Here is a 19566-nt window from a genome sequence, read left to right on the forward strand (position 1 = left end):
CGCATCTGCCAGGTTGCTCGGCAGATGCGTCTGCGGCTTTTCGTGGTTGCTCGCGCCGTTCCCCGCGCCCCTTACGGGGCGCTGACGATCGCTTCCCGCAGAGGCGTAGACGCCCGAACCGAGTACTCCTGGATGGCCCAGCCATTGCCATCGGGATCCTTGAAGTACATGAACGTGCCGCCGTCCTGCGGCGCATGCGCCACCGGCTCCGAGACGTCCAGGCCGCGCGCGGTCAGCTCGGCGTGTGCCTCCTTCGCGTCGGCGACGCACAGCTGGAGGCCCTGGTAGGAACCGGGGGGCGGGGTCGGTCCCGCCATCGTCTCCCAGAGGGTGTCGGCGAGGGCGATGGAACAGCCGGAACCCGGCGGGGTCAGCTGGACGATGCGCATGCCGGGCATGACCTCCGTGTCGATGTCCACGTGGAAGCCGAGCTTGTCGCGGTAGAACTCCTTGGCCCGGTCGACGTCGCTGACGGGAAGCGGGATCACCTCGAGTGTGTATTCCATGGGCCGAGTACATCAGGGCGCGGGGGCCCTGTCAGCGTGAACGATGGCGTCCGCTCCGGCGCGCCCTCACGCACTCACGCCTCACGCACTCACGTGAAGCGCCAGCGCGTCTGGCTGAACGGCTCGCCCTTGCCGAAGCCGAAGGCGGTGCGGGGGGCCACCTCGAAGACGTACGCGTGGCCGGGACCGTGGTGGAAGCAGCCGTCCCGCACGTCGTAGTGCCAGAAGCTGCCGTACCTCTCCTCCCACGCCGCCGCCAGGCGCCGCAGCCTGTCCTCGTCGGTGATCCGGACCGCGGAGCCCTCCACGACCAGGTCGTGGCCCTTGTCCCAGAGGTTGACGCCCGTGGTCAGCACGACCTCGGGGTTGGCCGCCACGTTCCGTGCCTTGCGCTCATCGGGGCCCGTGCAGAAGTGCAGCGCGCCGTTCAGCCAGACCGCGGGCAGCGGTGTGACGTGCGGGCGCCCGTCGGGACGTACGGTCGAGATCCAGAAAAGCTCGGCCGCCTTGAGCTGTCGCACGGCGTCGGACCATGGGGTCGCGGTCGCGCCCGCACTGCTGTATCGGACATCCAGTTCCGTACGGGGTTCCTCGCCGGGCATGGTCCTCCTCCTGACACCGCCACCAATGCTCCCGTCCAAGTACGGACTCCGCACGCGGGCAGAACTCATCGGTCAGGCCGTAGGCTCGGGCAGTAGTGATCGAACGGAGGCGCGGGAATGACGTTGCCGCAAGGGCGCAGAAGCAGTACGTTCACGCGGCTGCTGCGGCATGGCTTCACCGATCCGTCCACCGCCGAGCGGCTGCTCGGCGCTCCCGAGTTGTCCGCGGTGCGGACCGACCCGGTGCTGCTCGACGCCCTCGGCGGGTCCGCCGACCCGGACCTGGCGCTCCTCGGCCTCGTACGTCTGGTCGAGGGGCAGCCCGACGACATCAGCCGCCGGGAGCTGCTCGACACCCTGGTCAGCGCCAAGCCGCTGCGTGACCGGCTGCTCGGCGTGCTCGGCGCCTCCGAGGCCCTTGCCGACCACCTGGCCAGGCACCCCCGCGACTGGCGGGCCCTGGTCACGTACGAACTGGCCGACCTGCACCCCGGCGTCGAGGAGTTCGAGCGCGGTCTCGCCGACGCCACCGACCCGGTCTCGCTCCGTGTCTCCTACCGCCGCTGCCTGCTCGCCATAGCGGCCCGTGACGTCTGCGGCACGACGGACATGGCCGAGGCGGCGGCCGAGCTCGCGGACCTGGCGACGGCGACCCTGCGCGCCGCGCTTGCCATGGCCGAGGCCGCGGCCCCCGCGGACGCCGCGCGGTGCAGGCTCGCGGTCATCGCGATGGGCAAGTGCGGTGGCCACGAGCTGAATTACGTGTCGGACGTCGACGTCATCTTCGTCGGCGAGGCCGCAGAGGCCCCAGGCGGCACGGACCCCGCCGACGAGGGCAAGGCGCTGCAGGCCGCCACCCGGCTCGCCTCGCACATGATGCGGATCTGCTCGGAGACCACGGTCGAGGGCACCATCTGGCCGGTCGACGCCAACCTCCGCCCGGAGGGCCGCAACGGTCCCCTGGTGCGCACCCTCAGCAGCCATCTCGCCTACTACCAGCGCTGGGCCAAGACCTGGGAGTTCCAGGCGCTGCTCAAGGCCCGCCCGGTGGCCGGGGACCTGGCCCTCGGCGAGGAGTACGTCGCCACGCTCGCGCCCCTCGTCTGGCACGCGGCCGAGCGCGACAACTTCGTGCCCGACGTGCAGAAGATGCGCCGCCGGGTCGTGGAGAACATCCCGGCGGGCGAGGTCGACCGCGAGCTGAAGCTGGGCCCCGGAGGCCTGCGGGACGTCGAATTCGCCGTACAGCTCCTGCAGTTGGTGCACGGCCGCGGCGACACGTCGATCCGCAGCGGTTCGACTCTGGCGGCCCTGGAGGCGCTCGCGGCCGGCGGCTATGTGGGGCGTGTGGACGCGGTCCAGCTCGACGACGCGTACCGCTTCCTGCGCTCCCTGGAGCACCGCATCCAGCTCTTCAAGATGCGGCGCACCCACCTGATCCCCGAGGACGACGTGGACCTGCGGCGCATCGGCCGCTCCCTGGGCATGCGGACGGAGCCGATCACCGAGCTGAACCGCGCGTGGAAGCGGCACACCTCGGTCGTGCGCCGCCTGCACGAGAAGCTCTTCTACCGCCCGCTCCTGGACGCCGTGGCCCAACTCGCCCCGGTCGAGACCCGGTTGAGCACGGAGGCGGCCCGCGAACGCCTGGTGGCCCTCGGCTACCACGACCCCGCGGCCGCCCTGCGCCACCTGGAGGCGCTGGCGTCCGGCGTCACCCGCAAGGCGGCGATCCAGCGCACCCTGCTCCCCGTGCTCCTCGGCTGGTTCGCCGACTCCGCGGACCCCGACGCGGGCCTCCTGAACTTCCGCAAGGTGTCGGACGCCCTGGGCAAGACCCCCTGGTATCTGAGGCTCCTGCGCGACGAGGGCGCGGCGGCCGAGAACCTGGCCCGTGTCCTGTCCGCGGGACGCCTGGCCCCCGACCTCCTCCTGCGCGCCCCCGAAGCGGTGGCCCTGCTCGGCGACCAGCGCGGCCTTGAACCGCGTGACCGCGCCCACCTGGAGCAGGAGGTCCTGGCCGCGGTGGGCCGTGCGGACGGCGCCGAACAGGCGGTCACGGCGGCGCGCCGCGTCCGCCGCCGCGAGCTGTTCCGCACGACGGCGGCGGACATCATCGGCTCGTACGGCACGGAGGAGAACCCCGCGGCGGCCGATCCGGGCGCCCTCCTCGACCGGGTGGGCGACGCGGTCTCCGACCTCACGGCTGCCACGATCGCGGGGACGCTCCGCGCGGTGGTCCGCGAAGGCTGGGGCGACACGCTGCCGGTGCGGTTCGCGGTGATCGGCGTGGGCCGTTTCGGCGGCCACGAACTGGCCTACGGCTCGGACGCCGACGTCCTCTTCGTCCACGAGCCGCGCGAGGGCGTCGGGGACCAGGAGGCGGCGAAGGCGGCCTCCCAGGTGGTCTCCGAGATGCGCAGGCTCCTCCAACTCCCCAGCGGCGACCCGCCGTTGCTGATCGACGCGGACCTGCGCCCGGAGGGCAGGAGCGGCCCCCTTGTGCGGACTCTCGGCTCGTACGAGGCCTACTACCGCCGCTGGTCACTTGTCTGGGAGGCCCAGGCGCTGCTCCGGGCCGAACCGGTCGCCGGTGACCCCGAGTTGGGTCAGGCCTTCATCGACCTCGTCGCCCCGCTGCGCTATCCGGCGGAGGGCCTCGGCGAGGACGCGGTCCGCGAGATCCGCCGTCTGAAGGCCCGCATGGAGGCGGAACGCATGCCGCGCGGCGCCGACCCCACCCTGCACACCAAGCTGGGCCGCGGCGGGCTCTCGGACGTCGAATGGACCGTCCAGCTCATGCAGTTGACCCATGGCTGGGTCGAACCGGGTCTGCGCACGACCCGCACCCGTGAAGCCCTCGCGGCGGCCTGCGCGGCCGAGCTGATCCCGACCGAGGACGCGGCGATCCTGGACGAGGCATGGGTCCTGGCCGCCCGGGTGCGCAACGCGGTGATGCTGGTGCGCGGCCGGGCCGGCGACACGTTCCCCTCGGACGGGCGTGAACTCGCTGCGGTGGGGCGGTACTTGGGCTACGACCCCGGACATGTGGGGGACATGCTGGACGACTACCGGCGGATCACGCGCAGGGCGCGGGCCGTGATGGAGGAGAGGTTCTACGGGGCGTAGGCGCCGCGCGTACGGGGCGTAGGCGGCGCGTACGGGGTGAGCGGCGGCTACAGCATGGTCCGCGCGTGCGCCAGGAACCCCGTGAGCGCAAGCTCGAAGGCGCTGTCGGTGCGGCCCTGTGGCGCCGCGTCCAGGGCTCGCGCGAGGGCGGGTGTCGAGGTCTCGTCCGGCAGCTCCCACATGGCCTCGGGCGCCGCCAGGTCGAGCGCCGAGCCGAGCACCAGGTTCTCCAGGGCGACGATCACCGGCATGACGTCGGGGAGGGCGAATCCGGCGCCGATCAGCAGTGTCACCGCGAGTTCGTACTGCTCGAGTACGCGTGGTGCGCGCACCGGTGAGGTCATGAGGAGCGGGATGACCTTGGGGTGGGCCGCGAAGGCGGCGCGGTAGGAGCGGGCCCAGGCGGAAAGGGACGCGTCCCAGGGGTGGCGTGGGTCGAGGGTGCTGGTGTCGATCGCCTCGCTCACCCGCTCGCGGAGCAGTTCCACGATGCCGTCGCGGCCGTCCACGTGGTGGTAGACGGAGCCGGTCTGCGCGCCGAGGCGCTTGGCGATCTGCGGGACGCTGAAGTCGCCCTTCTCGTCGATGAGGGCGAGCGCGGTCGTCGTGATGCGGTCCCTGTCGAGCAGGGGGGTGCGCGGCCGTCCCATGTTTTCGATCTCCCCGTGAAGCCTTCCCGGATGCCTGCCGATGAGGCTACATTGCGGAAACCGAAAGCCTTTAGGTTTTGGGTTCGCGGCAGTCACCCCCTGCCGGGCCCTGCCCTGCCCCCGCCCGCCGCAGAAGGGCTTCCTCCGCATGTCCACCACCGCCCCCAGACCCCCCGTCGAGGACGAACCCACCCTCAGGACCGGCTCACTCGGCACCGCCGACATCGCCTTCTTCGTCGTCTCCGCCGCCGCCCCGCTCACCGTCATGGCGGGCGTCGCCCCCATCGCCATCTCCCTGGGCGGCATCGGCGCGCCCGTCGGCTATCTGCTCGCCGGGATCACGCTCGCCGTCTTCGCCGTGGGTTTCACCGCGATGAGCCGCCACGTCCGCAGCGGCGGCGCCTTCTACGCGTACATCACGCGCGGCCTCGGCCGCCCCGCCGGCATCGCCGCCGCCCTGCTCGCCATGCTGGGCTACAACGGCATGGAGATCGGCGTCTACGGACTCCTGGGCACCGCCACGCAGGACACCGCCCACGCCCTGTTCGGCGCGGACATCCCCTGGCTCCCGGTGTCCCTGGCCGGGTTGCTCCTGATATGGTACGCCGGATACCGCTCGATCGACTTCGGCGCGAAGCTGCTCGGTGTGCTGCTCGTCGCCGAGACCGGGATCCTGGTGCTGCTCGCGGGCGGCGTCCTGATCAAGGGAGGCGGCGCGGAGGGTCTGAGCCTGGACGGCTTCACCCCCGGGAACGTCTTCGTCCCCGGCACGGCTGCCGTACTCGCCTTCGCCTTCGCCGCGTTCACCGGATTCGAGTCGACCGTCATCTACCGGCGTGAGGCGCGGAATCCCGACCGGACGGTGCCGCGCGCGACGTACTTCGCGGTGGCGTTCCTCGGGCTCTTCTACGCCTTCGTCGTCTGGACGGTGATCCAGGCCTTCGGCGACGAGGCGGTGGTGAAGGCGGCCGGATCGGACCCGGCGGGCCTCTTCTTCTCGGCCATCACGACCTATGTCGGGGGCTGGGCCGCCGACTTGATGCACGTACTGATCGTGACGAGTGTCCTGGCGTCGCTCCTCGCCTTCCACAACGCGATCAACCGTTACGGGCTCGGGCTCGCGGAGGAGGGCGTGCTGCCGAAGGTGCTGGGCCGGGTGCACGGGCGGCATCGGTCGCCGTATCTGGCGGGGGCGGCGCAGACGGTCCTGGGGGCGGTGGTGGTCATCGCCTTCGCCGCGGCGGGCGCGGATCCTTACGCTCAACTTCTGCTGTGGGTCAACACCCCCGGGATGATCGGCCTGTTGGCGCTCCAACTGATCGCGGCGATCGCTGTTCCCTTCTACTTCCGGCGAATACGTCACGAGGAGGGGGTGCTGCGGACGGTGGTTGCGCCCGTGGCCGCGACGGTGCTGCTGAGCGTGGCGCTGGTCCTGGTCGCCACGCACATCGACGTCTTCACCGGGGCGAGCCCCTTCGTGAACACGATCCTGGTCGGGGTCGCCCCCGCGGTGTTCGTCCTTGGTCTTGCTCTTGCCGCGCGACTGCGTCGCCGCCGTCCGGAGGTGTACGAGGGCTTCGCCAGCGAGCCGAACTGATCAGTCCCCAACCCCGCCCCTTCCCGAAAACCGTGCCTGCGCCCCGGACCTACCTGGGGCTCCGCCCCAGACCCCGACAAGATGGCCTCAAACGCCGGCCGGGCTGGATGTTCCAGCCCGGCCGAGATCATTCAGCCCGTCCGGCGTTTGAGGACGAACTCGGCGGAGCCGGTGATGACGGCCACCAAGGCCCCCGCGCCAGAGCGGGTTTTCGGGAAGGGGCGGGGTTGGGGAAATAGCCGCCGTTACCGCAACCCCCCACCCACCTGAACGGAGTTCCCCGTGCCTCCCGCCCCCGCCGACCTCATCCTCACCGGCGCCCACATCCGCACCCTCGACCCCACCAACCCCCACGCCACCGCCCTCGCCGTCCGCGACGGACACATCGCGGCGGTCGGCGCCCCCGAAGACGTACGCGACTGGGACGGCCCCCGGACCGAAACCATCCACCTGGACGGAGCCACCCTCGCCCCAGGCCTCGTCGACTCCCACAGCCACCCGGTCTGGGGGCTTGAGATGGCCACAGGCCAGGATCTCAGCGGCGTACGCGACCTCGACGGACTCCGCGCGGCCCTGCGCACAGCAGCCCGCATCGACGGGTGGGTCGTCGCCTGGGGCCTTGACCACAACGCCTTTGGTGGGCGCCCGGTCCACCGCGGCCTCATCGAGGACACGCTCGACGGCGCCCCCGCCTTCATCCGCCTCTACGACGGCCACTCCGCCCTCGTCAGCGGCGCGGCCCTCCGCGCGGCGGGCGTCGAAGGCCCCCGCGCCTTCGCCCAGCGCGCCACCGTCGTCTGCGACGACGAAGGGCTTCCCACCGGCCACCTCATCGAGCACGCCGCCATGGACCTCATCACCCCCGTCCTGCCCAGGCCCTCCCACGCCGAGCGCCGCACCCGCCTGGTCGAACTGCTCTCCGCGATGGCGGCCACCGGCCTGACCGGCGCCCATGTCATGGACCTCGGCGGCGACGACGTACCCGGACTGCTCGCCTCGGTCGAGCAGGAGACACAGCTCCCCCTTCGGCTGCGGCTCGCCCCCTGGTGCATGCCCGGCGTCGACAAGGAGGGGCTCGACGAGCTGGTCGCGCTGCAGGCCGAGCACGGGCGGCACTGGCTCGTCGGCGGTGCCAAGTTCTTCATGGACGGCACCGTCGAGGGCGGCACCGCCTGGCTGGAGCACGCCGACTGCCACGGGCAGGGGACCGCCGCCTTCTGGCCGGACCCGGAGGCGTACGCGAACGCCGTACGGCACCTGCACGCGGCCGGGGTGCGGACGGCGACCCACGCCATCGGGGACGCCGCCGTGCGCCACGTGCTCGACACCGTCGCCTCACTGGGCCCCGGAGGGCGTCTCAGGCACCGGATCGAGCACATCGAGACCGTCCCGGACGACACGGTCCCGCGCTTCGCGGAGCTCGGGGTCATCGCCTCCATGCAGCCCCCGCACACCGCGTACACGCGCGCCGACCACACCGACGAGTGGTCCAGGCGTCTTGGCGACGAGCGGGCCGCGCGGGCCTGGCGGACCCGGGACCTGCGGGACGCGGGGGCGGTAGTGGCCCTGGGCTCTGACTGGCCCATCGCCCACTACGACGCACGTGAGGTCCTGGCCACCGCGCGGGCGCCCCGTGGAGCGGCCTCATCGGGGGCAGGTCTCACCGGGCTCATGGCGCTGGAGGGCTGCACTTCCCATGCCGCTGTCGCGGCGGGCGAGGGGGAGCGGGCGGGGCGGATCGCCCCCGGCTTCCGCGCGGACCTCACGGCCTTCGGTCTCGACCCCGTGGAGGCACCCGCGGATGAGGTGGCGCAGGCGCCGATCCGGCTGACCGTGTCCGGAGGGCACGTCACCCACCGTCACCCGTGACAGGCGGTGACGGGGCTCCGTTCAGGGAGCGCAGGCCGCTCAGGCCCTGAACCGGGCCTTGACCTTGGCCGACAGGAGCGGAGTCCGGTCCTCCGTCAACGCCACCTCACGCGGCAGCCTGTGCGGCATCGCGCCGTACCAGGCCCAGGCCACCGCGAACCCGAAGGCCAGGCAGATCATGCCGCCCACCGCGTCCAGCCAGAAGTGGTTGGCGGTGGCCACGATCACGATCAGGGTCGCCGTGGGGTAGAGCAGGCCGAGCACCTTCGCCCACGGCACCGAGGCCAGGGCGAAGATCGTCAGGCCGCACCACAGGGACCAGCCGATGTGCATCGACGGCATCGCCGCGTACTGGTTCGACATGTGCTTGAGGTCGCCGGAGGCCATGGAGCCCCAGGTCTGGTGGACGAGGACCGTGTCGATGAAGTCATGGCCGTTCATCAGGCGCGGGGGTGCCAGGGGATACAGGTAGTAGCCGAGCAGTGCCACAGCCGTCGTCGCGAAGAGCACCATGCGCGTCGCCGCATAACGACCCGGATGCTTGCGGAACAGCCACACCAGGACACCTAGCGTCACCACGAAGTGCAGCGTCGCGTAGTAGTAGTTCATGCCGACGATGAGCCATGTCACCGAGTCCACCGCGTGGTTGACGCTCTGCTCCACGGCGATCCCGAGGTGCTCCTCCATCCGCCAGATCCAGTCGGCGTTGTGCAGGGCCTGCGACTTCTGCTCCGGCACGGCGTTGCGGATCAGCGAGTACGTCCAGTAGCTCACCGCGATCAGGAGGATCTCGAACCAGAGCCGGGGGCGCCGCGGCGTGCGAAGGCGACGCAGGAAGTTCCGCCCATTGCGGTCATCTTGCTCGCCCGCGATGGGTGATGTGCTGGGCCGCTGCTGGCCTTCCAGTGTCGTCACAGTCATCTCACCCATAGGCACAGAGTCTGCCAGATACCGACCCTCCGACCGATCATCCCAAGGTCTGGTTCAGGGCGCATTCTCTACGCCCTACGGACGACCGCGTCCCCCAGGGGCAGAAGCGGTTGAACCCCGGACGACCAGCTCCGGCATGAAGACGAATTCGCTGTGCGGGGCGGGAGTACCGCCGATCTCCTCGAGGAGTGTACGCACCGCCGCCTGCCCCATCGCCGGTACGGGCTTGCGCACCGTGGTCAGGGGCGGATCGGTGAACGCGATGAGGGGGGAATCGTCGAATCCCACCACCGAAATATCGTCAGGGACCTCGAATCCGCGCTCCCGCGCCGTCCGTATCGCCCCCAGGGCCATCATGTCGCTCGCGCACACCACGGCCGTGCAGCCGCGGTCCATCAGCGCGGACGCCGCGGCCTGCCCGCCCTCCAGCGTGTACAGCGAGTGCTGGACCAGCTCCGACTCGATCTCCTCGGGGGCCAGGGCAAGGAGGTCACGCACCGTGCGTACGAAGCCCTCGATCTTCCGCTGTACGGGCACGAACCGCTTGGGACCCAGGGCGAGTCCGATCCGTGTATGCCCCAGGGAGACGAGGTGGGTGACCGCGAGGCGCATCGCAGCCCGGTCGTCCGGTGAGATGAAGGGCGCCTGCACCTTGGGGGAGAAGCCGTCGACAAGCACGAACGGCACGCCCTGCCCGCGCAGCTGCTCATAGCGCTGCATGTCGGCGGAGGTGTCCGCGTGCAGCCCCGAGACGAAGATGATGCCGGAGACCCCGCGATCCACGAGCATCTCCGTCAGCTCGTCCTCCGTGGAGCCGCCCGGCGTCTGCGTGGCAAGGACCGGCGTATACCCCTGCCGGGTCAGGGCCTGCCCGATGACCTGGGCGAGCGCGGGGAATATCGGGTTCTCCAGCTCCGGTGTGATCAGCCCGATCAGGCCCGCGCTGCGTTGGCGCAGCCGCACCGGGCGCTCGTAGCCGAGCACGTCGAGTGCGGCAAGCACTGACTGGCGGGTGGCCCCGGCGACACCCGGCTTGCCGTTGAGCACCCGGCTGACCGTCGCCTCGCTGACCCCCGCCTGCGCTGCGATGTCGGCCAGTCGCGCGGTCACAGGATTGGACTGTACCGGTCACATCTCAGGCTGCCCACCAGACCGTTGAATCCGCGGGAAGGATCGTCCCGGTGGCACCGGGTGTCGCGTCCGCGCTCGACAGGAGCACGCTGCCGGGGGTGGGGATCGTGACCGGCTCCGCGGTGAGGTTCACCGTGCAGACGACCGAGCCCCGCGGCGTCGTGCGGCGGAAGGACAGCACGCCCTCCGGAGCGTCGAGCCACTCCACGTCACGGCCCGCGCCGAGCGCCGGGTGTTCGCGGCGCACGGCGAGCGCCCTGCGGTAGAACTCCAGGGTGGAGTCGGGGTCGCCCTCCTGGGCCTCGACCGTGAGGTCCTTCCAGCCGGCGGGCTGCGGCAGCCAGCTCGGGCCGCCCTCGACCGGACCGAAACCGAACGGCGCCCGCTCCCCGGACCACGGCAGCGGCACCCGGCATCCGTCCCGCGTCCCGTCCTGCCCCGTGCTGCGGAAGAACGCCGGGTCCTGGCGCACCTCGTCCGGCAGTTCGGTCACCTCGGGCAGGCCGAGCTCCTCGCCCTGGTAGATGTACGCCGAGCCGGGCAGCGCCAGCATCAGCAGCGTGGCCGCCTTCGCCCGGCGCAGGCCACGCGCCGCGTCGCCGTCGGCGAAACGGGTGGAGTGGCGCACTACGTCGTGGTTGGAGAGCACCCAGGTGGCGGGCGCCGCCACGGTGTTCATCGCGTCGAGGGAGCGGTCGATGACGGCGCGCAGCTCGGCGGCGTCCCAACCGGTCGTCAGATACTCGAAGTTGAAGGCCTGGTGCAGCTCATCCGGGCGCAGATACCGCGCGCTGCGCTCCACCGTCGGCGTCCACGCCTCGGCGACGGCGATCTGTTCGCCCGCGTACTCATCGAGGATTCGCCGCCAGCTGCGGTAGATCTCGTGCACGCCGTCCTGGTCGAAGTAGGGGACGGCCTGCTTGCCGAGCAGCTTCACCTGCTCCTCGTGGCCGATGTCGGGCAGGCCCGCCGCCTTGACCAGGCCGTGGGCCACGTCGATGCGGAAGCCGTCGACGCCGAGGTCGAGCCAGAAGCGCAGGATGGAGCGGAACTCGTCGTGCACCGCCGGGTGGTCCCAGTTGAAGTCGGGCTGCTCGGGCGCGAAGAGATGGAGGTACCACTCGCCGTCCGCGACCCGCGTCCAGGACGGGCCGCCGAAGACGGACTCCCAGTCGTTGGGCGGCAGTTCACCGTCCTCGCCCTTCCCGGGCCGGAAGTGGAAGCGCTCGCGCAGCGGCGACCCCGGGCCCTCGCGCAGCGCCCGCTTGAACCACTCGTGCTGGTCCGAGCAGTGGTTGGGCACCACGTCCACGATCACGCGCAGTCCGAGCGCGTGCGCTTCCCGTACGAGGCGGTCGGCGTCCGGCAGGGTGCCGAACATGGGGTCCACCGCGCGGTAGTCGGCCACGTCGTACCCGGCGTCGGCCTGTGGCGACGCGTAGAAGGGGGAGAGCCAGACGGCGTCCACGCCGAGCCGCCTCAGGTGCGGGAGGCGGGCCGTGACGCCCGGCAGGTCGCCCATGCCGTCGCCGTTGCCGTCGGCGAAGCTGCGCGGATAGACCTGGTAGATGACGGCGTCGCGCCACCACTCGCTGCGCGCGCAGTCGTCGGTCGGGGCGTCGGCGGGAAGGGCAGCGGTGACGTGCTGGGTCATGAAGTCCCTCAGGAGTGCGGGGATGTGCGGCACTCCGGTGAACGCCCTGCGGAAGGCGAAGGTCACGAGGATGTCCTCCTCACCCTGTGGTGCTCTGCCGGGCGGCAGCCGGCTCGCCCGTACCGTCCGAGGACGTCGGCGGCATACCGCGATGTGCTGAGGATTCGTGCGACCGGGCCCACCATCGGCCTCCGTACGGCGGGTGAGGGGCGGCGGACGCCGTATCGCGCGCCGTCGTGGCGCGCGGAGGCGCCGGAGGCCGTCGCCGCGCGCCCCGGCGATCTCGTCGTCGTCCTCAAGGTCACTCCTGGCGGCCCGGAAGCAGCAGGTCACGCCTGGTGCCGCGCATGGTGTGCGCGCTGCACCCCGTGTGGGCCGAAGCTGGAGATTCTACTGTCAGGCAGGCAGCTCACGAGGCGACTTCGGTGACCTGTACCGATCCGGGTCGCACTGGCGCCGACTTCTCCCGGCGTGCGCGGTGGGGCGCTAACTTGATGAGGCAGGCACCAGTCGGCCTGCTCCGTCCCCGCCCTGAGGGGCTGTCCCGCGTGAGCGTCAAGGGCAAGGCAGTGAGTAGGGCCAGTACGGTTCTGGTGGTCGACGACGTGCCCGCAAGCAGGTACGCGCTGAGCGCTGTCCTGCGCAGGGACGGACACCGCGTCCTGCTCGCCGCGAGCGCGAGCGAGGCGCTGATCGAACTCGACGTGCGGATGCGGGCGGGGGACCTGCCGGACGTGGCGCTCGTCGACGTCGGCCTGCCCGACATGAGCGGCTATGAACTCTGCCGCCGCTTGAAGCAGCTGCCCCCTTTCGCCGCCCTGCCCGTGGTCCACTTCTCGGCGGCGGCGCGTCCGCCAGCCGACCGGTGCCGGGGGCTCGACGCGGGGGGCGAGTCCTATCTGACGGTGCCCGCGGAACCCGAGGAGATCCAGGCGGTCGTACGGGCCGCGGCGCGCGGGGGACGCTGCCGCAGTGACGCCCAACTCCGGGTCGGGCGCCTCGCGTTGCTCGCCGGGACGATCCTGGACGTGCAGTCCGCGCGCTGCCTGGGCGAACTGGCGGACGCCGCCGCCGCGGGCACGGCGCGGCTGACCGATGGTCTCGCGACGGTGTTCGTGCTCGGCGAGGACGGAGAGATCCACCGGGGGCTCTCCCGGCGCAGAGCGGCCGCATCGCTGCCGGACGCCGGGGCGCACGAGGCGGTGATCCGGCTGATGCGGCGCGTCATGTCGGGGCGTACGGGCGTACGCCACACGGTCGTGCCGTCTCCGCTGTGGCCGCCGGGGTTCTTCCGCCCGGTGGGGGCGATCGGGCAGGGGTGCGACGGGACGCCGGAGGACGCCGACCTCGTCCTGGCCCGGCTGCGCGAAGGGCGCACGCTGGTGTGCCTCGCGACCCCCGCGTACGAGGATGCGCCGTCCGGCGAGACGGCGCACCTCGTCGAGCGCCTCGCCCACGCCACCGCACTCGCGGCGGAGCCCCTGCTGATGTACCAAGAGGAGCGCCATATCGCGCTGACCCTCCAACACAGCTTCCTGCCCGTGCAGTTGCCGGAGCTTCCCGGCACGGACGTCGTCGTGCGCTACGAACCGGCGTCGCGCCAGGCGGAGATCGGCGGGGACTTCTACGCGGCGCTTCCGACACCCGTCGGTGTGCTGACCGGCATCGGTGATGTCGTCGGGCACTCCCTCGACGCGGCCACCGTGATGGTCGAGATCCGGCACGCGCTGCGGGCGTACTGCGTCGAGGACCCCGACCCCGGCGCGCTCACGCGACGCCTCGACCGGATGCTGCAGCACTACCACCCGGGCGTGACGGCCACGATGTGCCTGAGCCTGGTCGAGCCTGCCACCGGGCGCACACGGATCGCCAACGCGGGCCACATCCCGCCGCTCGTGGTGCGGGACGAGGGCACGGCCGCGTACGTCGAGGCGAGGGGGCCGCTCCTGGGCCTTGGCCTTGGCCTCGACCGGCCGACGCCGAGCGAGGTGGTCCTCGCGCGGTCCGACCGCCTGCTGATGGTCACCGACGGGCTCATCGAGACGAGGGGCACGGATCTGGCGGTGTCGATGGAGCAGTTGCGGGTCGCGGCGGCGGGCGCGCCGCGAGGCGTCGCCGACCTGTGCGACATGCTCATGGCCTGCTTCGGGCACGAACGGGAGGACGACATCGCCCTGCTCGCACTGCGCAGGACGGGCTGAAGCACCGCGCGGGACGGGTTGAAAGAAACCGCCGCAGACACCTGTACCCATGCGCCTACCCGTCAGTACATTGACGCCATGTCTAATACGCAGAGCCGGGAGCCGAGGCCCGTCGCGTCCGAGCACATACCGCTCAAGGCACGCAAGGTCTCCTTCTCCTGGGAGGACACCCCGCTGCACTGGGTGCCGGGCGACCCCTTCGCCACGCACACGATCAACGTGCTGCACCTGCTTCTCCCGGCGGGTGAGCGCTGGTTCGTCCACGTGTACAAGCAGGTCCTGCCGTACATCCGTGACGACCGGCTCCGCGAGGACGTGATCGGCTTCATCGGCCAGGAGGCCATGCACGCGCAGGCCCACGACGAGGTCCTGCCGCACCTCAAGGAGCAGGGCCTCGACCCCACGCCCTACACCGCCCAGGTCGACTGGCTCTTCGAGAAGATGCTCGGTGACAGGACGCTGCCGCCCGGCAAGGCCCGCAAGTGGTGGCTGATGGAGCGCGTCGCGATGATCGCGGCCATCGAGCACTACACCGCCTTCCTCGGCAACTGGGTCCTGAACGCCGACGAGCTGGACCGCAGGGGCGCCGACCCGACCATGCTTGACCTGCTGCGCTGGCACGGCGCGGAAGAGGTCGAGCACCGCTCCGTCGCCTTCGAACTCTTCATGCACGTCGACGGCAGCTACCGCCGCCGCGCGCGCACCTGGGCCACGGCCTTCACCGCGCTGGTCTTCCTCTGGCAGCGCGGCGCACGCTTCTTCATGGAGAACGACCCGACGCTCATCGGCGGCAAGGCGTCGTTCAAGGACTTCTACCAGGGCGGTAAGCAGGGCACGCTGCCCACGACACAGGACATGATCCGCTCCATCCCCCGCTATCTGAGCCGCGCCTATCACCCCTCCCACGAGGGCAGCACCGCACAGGCCGTCGCCTACCTCGCCTCGTCCCCGGCGGCCACCGCCGCCGAAGCCGCGACGGCACCGCTGCCCGCGCCGAAGGGAGCGCGCTGACATGCCCCGCATCCGCACCGTCCTGCTCGTCACGGGCGCCGCCCTGCTCGCCAAGCGGGCCATGCGGCGCCGCATCGACGCCTCCCCGCTGTGGCCGCTGCCCGCCCTGGAGAACCCGGTCTCGGGCCGCCCGCGCTCCCGCGCCCTTCGCCTGGCCGTCACCCGGCACGAGACGGTCGCCGAGGGAGTCGTACAACTGCGCCTGGAGGGCGACCACTTGCCCGCCTGGGAGCCGGGCGCCCACCTGGACCTGGTCCTGCCGTCGGGCCTCGTCCGCCAGTACTCGCTGTGCGGGGACCCGGAGGACACCTCCTCGTACACCGTCGCGACCCGCCTGATCGGCGAGGAGCAGGGTGGCCGCGGCGGTTCGCGCGAGGTGCACGAGCAGCTCCGGGAGGGGACGGAGGTCGAGGTGCGCGGCCCGCGCAACCGCTTCCCGCTGGCCGACGCCGATACGTACGTCTTCGTGGCGGGCGGCATCGGCATCACCCCGATCCTGCCCATGCTGCGGGCGGTCGAGGCCGGGGGGCGCGAGTGGCGCCTCCTGTACGGGGGCCGCTCCCGCGCCTCGATGCCGTTCCTGGAGGACGTGGAGAAACTGGCGGGCACGGCGGCGGGCAGGATCACGGTCGTCGCGGAGGACGAGGGCGGCCGCCCGGACCTCGCCGCCTTCCTCGCGGACCTCGCGCCCTCCACCGCTGTCCATGTCTGCGGCCCCGATGGCCTGATGGAAGCGGTGGCGGCGACGCTCCCTGAAGGGGCCGACCTGCATCTGGAGCGCTTCACGCCGCACACCTCCACGGAGGGCAACGGCACTTTCGATGTGGAACTGCGCCGCAGCGCACGTACCGTCTCCGTGGCCGCCGACACCACGGTCCTCTCCGCGGTGCGCGCCGAGCTGCCCAACACCGCGTACTCCTGCGAGCAGGGCTTCTGCGGAACCTGCCGACAGCGGGTCCTGGAAGGGGAGATCGACCACCGGGACGAACTGCTCACGGATGCCGAGCGCGCCGACTCGATGCTGATCTGTGTGTCGAGGGCGGGCGGCGACCGAATCGTGCTCGACATGTGAGACCTGTGAACGGTTGGGACGTACCGGCCCCTTGGACGGCTGGATCTGCTCGGTAAGGTGTTCGCATGACTACCGGGGTGCGCCGCAGAATGGGTGTCGAGGAGCGGCGGCAGCAGTTGATCGGGGTCGCGCTCGACCTGTTCAGCCACCGCTCGCCCGACGATGTGTCCATCGACGAGATAGCAGCGGCCGCGGGCATCTCGCGACCGCTGGTCTACCACTACTTTCCGGGCAAACTCAGCCTGTACGAAGCGGCGTTGCAGCGGGCGGCCGACGATCTCGCCGAGCGCTTCGTGGAACCGATGGAAGGCCCGCTGGGGGTCCGCCTGCTGCGTGTGATGGGCCGCTTCCTGGACTTCGTTGACGGCCACGGCCCCGGCTTCTCCGCGCTGATGCGCGGCGGCCCCGCCGTCGGCTCCTCCACCACCAACGCGATGATCGATTCGGTGCGCCAAGCGGCGTACGTCCAGATCCTCGCGCACCTGGGCATCACGAACCCGCCCGCCAGGCTCGAACTGGTGGTCCGCTCCTGGATCTCGCTCGCCGAGTCCACGGCACTCATCTGGCTCGACGGACGCCGCATCCCGCGCGCCGAGCTCGAGCTGCAACTGGTGCACGACTTCGCGGCGCTCGCCGCGGTGAGCGCCGCGTACGACGAGGAGATGGCGGCGATCCTGCGCCGCATCCTCGCCGAGGAGCCGCCGGAAGGACCGTTCGCCGAGCTGATCACCCGCCTGATCGGCCTTGCCCCGCAGGAGCAGAGCAGTTGACCCACCGCCTGGCAGGCGAAGAGGACATCCCCACCCTCGTCGCCCTCTACGACGGTGCCGCGCACTGGATGCGGGACCGGGGGATCGACCAGTGGAAGCCGGGCGAGAAGGGCGCGGAGCACTTTCGTGGGCGGATCGCGTCGGACGAGGTCTGGCTCGCGTACGACGGCGAGATGGTCACCGGGGCGTACGAGGTGTGGTGGGCGGACGAGCCTGCCTGGGGTGAACAGCCGCCCGTCGCGGGCTATGTGCACCGCCTGATGACACGACGCGGCGCCCCCGCGGGAACGGGCCGCGCGATGCTGGCCCGCGCGGAACGGCGGATCGCGGAGGCGGGCCGGGAGCGCTGCCGCCTGGACTGCGTCTCGTCCAACCCGCGCCTGCGGGAGTACTACGAGGCGGCGGGCTATGCGGTGGTGGGGGAGCTGCCGGGGAAGGTGGCGGCGGACGGGAGCACGTACGGCGTGACGCTCCTGGAGAAGGACCTGCGCGGTTCGGTCCCGTCCGAGGCCTGACGGCTCAACGCAGCGTCGACACCTTCGTGCCGTCCGCGAGCCGCCCGGTGAGCCCGGCGCGGGCGCCACGCTTCAGGGGCGCGGCCACGGTGTTGCCGGGGGTCTGGGACCCGCCGGAAGCCCTGACCGAGACGACGTCCTTGCTGCCGCCGCCCAGCAGGTACCAGTTACCGCCCCGGGACTTCCACCGCACTCCCGCGAGCACCGACGGCTCCCGCGCCCCGCACGCCGCGGAGTCCTCCGCCTTCGCCGCGACGGCCGCCGCGCCCGTCGCCCGGAACTGCGCGAGGGCCCGGCCTCCGTCGCCCCGCCACGTGTCGGCTCGGGTGCAGAGCCAGGCCGCGGTGCCGTTCGCCTCGGGCAGTGTCTGACGCGCGTACTGCCAGGAGTTCACGGACCGCACGCCGTTCGAGCTCGCGGCGGCCAGTGAGCAGGCGGCCGATGACCAGTCCGCTGCCGAGGCCTCGCGCGGGGCCTGCGGGCGGCCCGCGGTGAGATGGGCGGGGACGAGTTCACCGAGGTCGGTGGAGAGCCGGCTCGCGCCCGCGTCGTCCCGCAGCTGCAGGGCGTTCCAGGAGGTGCACGCACGGGCCTGCGCCGGACTGGCGAGCGGCTGCGTGACACCATCGCCGTCCCGCTTCAGGGCGTCGGCGCTCCCTTCCGGCTTCAGCAGGTCGCGTACGGCGGCACCCTCCACCCAAGGCGCGGTCAGGTACCGCACGTTGCCGTCGACGCGGTTCACCACCAGGGCTCCGGCCTCGGCGCTGGTCGCGCCGTCCACGCGCGCGAAGTCGAGTGCGGCTCCGCTGGTGCCGTCCTTCGGCTCGGCGTACCGCACGATGCGCAGACCGTCGTACAGCAGCACGACCCGTGCCGCGTCGACCTCGCCGGCGAAGAGCAGTTGCGCGGGCCCGGGAGGTGCGCCCGCTGCCGTGCCGGGCGTGGCGGAGACCTGCACCGACTCGCCGGGCCTGGCCCAGACGGCCAGGGCGCGGCGCAGCAGGGCCTCGTCACCGGTGAGCGCGCCCCTGGCGGGCCACACGGAGAAGTCGGCCCGCGCGGACCGCTTCCAGGCTCCGGCCGCGACCTTCGTCAACTGGCCGGGATCGAGGGCGGCTTGGCCCGCGGGATTCTTCGCGTACGCGGGCGCGGCGGCCCCGTCCGGCCCCCACCCGTCGCCCGGAAGCCCGAGCAGCGCCCCGCATACCAGGGCGGCGGCCAGCGCGACGCCCGCGGCCTTCATGTGCTGCCTGCGGCGCATCAGGTCGGTGGGCCGCGCCTGCAGTGAGCAGGGGTCGAACTCGGGGGACTTGAGCAGGTCGTACGCCGCGTGCACGCCGTCGGCCTCGGCCAGCGCGGCCGCGGGCTCGTCGACTCCCGCCGCGGCGAGCAGCTTGTGCACGTCGCCGTCGGGGAGCCGCTCGAGGCCGCGCAGTACGTACGCGGCCCGAGCGGGGCCCGTGAGCGCCGAGAGCCGTTGATCCAGCGCGAGTTCATCGGCTCCGCCCGACCGCGGGAAGAGCCGGAGCCCCCACACCTGCGGCAGGAGTGGCGGCAACTGCGAGCGCTTCGGCCAGGCCTTGCGGCGGAGCGGAAGCCCCGCGTCAAGCGCGGTGCCGACGACGCGCAGCCGTACGTACGCGTACCCGGGATCGCTGCCACGCCCTTCCCCCGACCGCTGTACCGGGATGACCTCCGCGTCGCCGGACCTGCGGCTGCGGGGCAGCGCGCGCTGGGTCAGCGCGTGGGCGGTCAGGACCCGCCGGTTGCGCCCGAGGCTGGGCGGAAGGACCAGGTAGGCGAGCCGCACCAGACGTGGGTAGTGCTCGACGAGGGCGGCCTCGGCCTGCTCGACGTCGACGACGCCGGAGAGATCCTGGGACGGGGCGGGGGACTTCACATTCGACGACACGTTCAGCAAAACGAGCG

Annotated in this window: 15 protein-coding genes; 8 read left to right on the plus strand and 7 right to left on the minus strand. The window is 71.8% G+C overall.

Annotated elements, in window-relative coordinates; genetic code table 11:
* Nucleotides 1–71 precede the first annotated feature (71 nt).
* The gene (locus tag ABD378_RS01165) at nt 72–506 is read right to left on the minus strand and encodes a VOC family protein (RefSeq protein ID WP_344518333.1); all 435 of its coding nucleotides are present in this window, start codon (nt 504–506) and stop codon (nt 72–74) included.
* 89 nt (nt 507–595) lie between these two features.
* Entirely contained in the window at nt 596–1108 is a 513-nt protein-coding gene (locus tag ABD378_RS01170; RefSeq protein WP_344518334.1) for a pyridoxamine 5'-phosphate oxidase family protein, read from the minus strand.
* Between the two features lie 117 nt (nt 1109–1225).
* Between ABD378_RS01170 and ABD378_RS01175 the strand changes: the two genes are divergently transcribed.
* Entirely contained in the window at nt 1226–4237 is a 3012-nt protein-coding gene (locus tag ABD378_RS01175) for a bifunctional [glutamine synthetase] adenylyltransferase/[glutamine synthetase]-adenylyl-L-tyrosine phosphorylase (RefSeq protein ID WP_344518335.1), read from the plus strand.
* Nucleotides 4238–4284: 47 nt separating this feature from the next.
* Here the strand turns inward: ABD378_RS01175 and ABD378_RS01180 are convergent, their stop codons facing one another.
* Nucleotides 4285–4887 (minus strand): TetR/AcrR family transcriptional regulator, encoded by a 603-nt coding sequence (locus tag ABD378_RS01180; protein WP_344518336.1) that lies wholly within the window; start codon nt 4885–4887, stop codon nt 4285–4287.
* Between the two features lie 148 nt (nt 4888–5035).
* On the opposite strand from ABD378_RS01180, the gene ABD378_RS01185 reads away from it, so the two are divergent.
* Nucleotides 5036–6484, plus strand: a complete 1449-nt coding sequence (locus tag ABD378_RS01185; protein ID WP_344518338.1) for an APC family permease — start codon at nt 5036–5038, stop codon at nt 6482–6484.
* A 282-nt stretch (nt 6485–6766) separates the two neighbouring features.
* On the plus strand, nt 6767–8353 hold the full coding sequence (locus ABD378_RS01190) for an amidohydrolase (RefSeq protein WP_344518339.1): 1587 nt from the start codon (nt 6767–6769) through the stop codon (nt 8351–8353).
* Nucleotides 8354–8392: 39 nt separating this feature from the next.
* Here ABD378_RS01190 and ABD378_RS01195 read toward each other — a convergent pair whose 3' ends face one another.
* The 3 genes from ABD378_RS01195 to ABD378_RS01205 form a co-directional block, all read right to left on the minus strand.
* Nucleotides 8393–9283 carry a phosphatase PAP2 family protein gene (locus tag ABD378_RS01195; RefSeq protein ID WP_344518340.1) on the minus strand — a complete coding sequence of 297 codons (891 nt, stop codon included), beginning with the start codon at nt 9281–9283 and terminating at the stop codon, nt 8393–8395.
* Between the two features lie 75 nt (nt 9284–9358).
* Entirely contained in the window at nt 9359–10393 is a 1035-nt protein-coding gene (locus tag ABD378_RS01200) for a LacI family DNA-binding transcriptional regulator (RefSeq protein ID WP_344518341.1), read from the minus strand.
* A gap of 25 nt (nt 10394–10418) precedes the next feature.
* Nucleotides 10419–12068, minus strand: a complete 1650-nt coding sequence (locus ABD378_RS01205; RefSeq protein ID WP_344518392.1) for a glycoside hydrolase family 13 protein — start codon at nt 12066–12068, stop codon at nt 10419–10421.
* Between the two features lie 494 nt (nt 12069–12562).
* Here ABD378_RS01205 and ABD378_RS01210 point away from each other — a divergent pair, with 494 nt between their 5' ends.
* The 5 genes from ABD378_RS01210 (at nt 12563) to ABD378_RS01230 (ending at nt 17637) form a co-directional block, all read left to right on the plus strand.
* Nucleotides 12563–14269, plus strand: coding sequence for a SpoIIE family protein phosphatase (locus tag ABD378_RS01210; RefSeq protein ID WP_425583807.1), 1707 nt, complete (start codon nt 12563–12565; stop codon nt 14267–14269).
* A 78-nt stretch (nt 14270–14347) separates the two neighbouring features.
* Nucleotides 14348–15280: a metal-dependent hydrolase gene (locus ABD378_RS01215; protein ID WP_344518343.1), complete on the plus strand. Its 933-nt coding sequence runs from the start codon at nt 14348–14350 to the stop codon at nt 15278–15280.
* 1 nt (nt 15281) lies between these two features.
* Nucleotides 15282–16352 carry a PDR/VanB family oxidoreductase gene (locus tag ABD378_RS01220; RefSeq protein WP_344518344.1) on the plus strand — a complete coding sequence of 357 codons (1071 nt, stop codon included), beginning with the start codon at nt 15282–15284 and terminating at the stop codon, nt 16350–16352.
* A gap of 65 nt (nt 16353–16417) precedes the next feature.
* Complete coding sequence (locus tag ABD378_RS01225) at nt 16418–17122, plus strand: TetR/AcrR family transcriptional regulator (protein WP_344518345.1); 705 nt, start codon at nt 16418–16420, stop codon at nt 17120–17122.
* The gene (locus ABD378_RS01230; RefSeq protein ID WP_344518346.1) at nt 17119–17637 is read left to right on the plus strand and encodes a GNAT family N-acetyltransferase; all 519 of its coding nucleotides are present in this window, start codon (nt 17119–17121) and stop codon (nt 17635–17637) included. The genes ABD378_RS01225 and ABD378_RS01230 overlap by 4 nt, the downstream gene beginning before the upstream one ends.
* Nucleotides 17638–17641: 4 nt before the next feature.
* Here ABD378_RS01230 and ABD378_RS01235 read toward each other — a convergent pair whose 3' ends face one another.
* Nucleotides 17642–19558 (minus strand): hypothetical protein, encoded by a 1917-nt coding sequence (locus ABD378_RS01235; protein WP_386545344.1) that lies wholly within the window; start codon nt 19556–19558, stop codon nt 17642–17644.
* Nucleotides 19559–19566: the final 8 nt, after the last annotated feature.

Source organism: Streptomyces rectiviolaceus (assembly GCF_039533825.1).
Classification (GTDB): Bacteria; Actinomycetota; Actinomycetes; order Streptomycetales; family Streptomycetaceae; genus Streptomyces; species Streptomyces rectiviolaceus.